At 39.9% G+C, this 1,050-nt stretch carries 1 pseudogene; it reads right to left on the reverse strand.

The window, feature by feature from the left end:
• A pseudogene (locus tag ACJ5GX_RS05805) lies at positions 1 to 139 on the reverse strand (AAA family ATPase); the annotation flags it as partial.
• Positions 140 to 1,050 lie beyond the last annotated feature (911 nt).

A 1,050-nucleotide genomic window follows, 5' to 3' on the forward strand; every position in this document is an offset into this window, starting at 1 on the left:
CACTTGTTGAACCTGCTCCAATAATAGTGTGTATTTCATCAATGAAAAGAATAGCGCCAGGTTTTGCCTCAATTACTTTTATTATAGATTTTATTCTCTCTTCGAAGTCACCTCTATAGCGTGTTCCTGCAAGAAGTGATCGATCCAAGTACATGCGTCAGGTAAATTAATAATATAATTACTCTTATTATTCTGTGACTATAGTCATGGTCTGTACTGCTTCCACTGTCAGATATAGGTGGCCCCTTGTTGTCCCCGAAAGAAACAAGTCGTGGCCTTCCTTAGATTGGCCCAACTGGATGAGGTAATTTAAAAAGAAAGGGCTAGCTACAAAAGATCGATCAACACACCGTGTGTATTTACGCAGCCGCGGTAACGTATTTTCGGTTGGAGCAAAAACAGCCGTAGCTACTTTACGTTGTGTAGGTAGTTCCTACATAGTACAACAATAGGTACTGTCAGTTACATACATCATCACTAGGAGTGACCTTAGGAAGACGATAGGCGTTGGAAGACTAGATAATTGTTTCGGACGTATTACGTGCCGCAATCAGTTTGGCTATGAAAGCTTTAGGTAGGTACATAGGTATTGTAAAACGGGGTGCATTTGTTGGCCGGGTAAATTGGAACAAAACTGGTTATGTACTTTACTACCAATTTATTTTAAAAAGTAAATAATTTTACATCAGACGAATATGTTTTTCTTACAATTACATACATCAGCCTATTGCAGTCCACTGCTGGACGTAAGATGGCTACGCCATGGGGCACGCTCTCGCGTTATACAGGCACAGTCTCCAAACTTGACTGCAGAACCAACTATAACCAAAGATTCTTCTGCTTACATTGTCAACTGGCTGACTTAACAGGAGGTTATTTGCAAAAATTGTTGATGAGTGGATATGAATCACCCTGCAATGTATGTGTAGATATCTACAGAATACAGATAAACCTGTATTTGCCAGTATTTCAGTACAGTTAATCAGCACTAGTTCCCTATACGTACTATTTACTGTATCGATTAAATCACGACGCATTACGGTGTCCGGC

The sequence above is a fragment of the Wolbachia endosymbiont of Tuta absoluta genome (genome assembly GCF_059414725.1).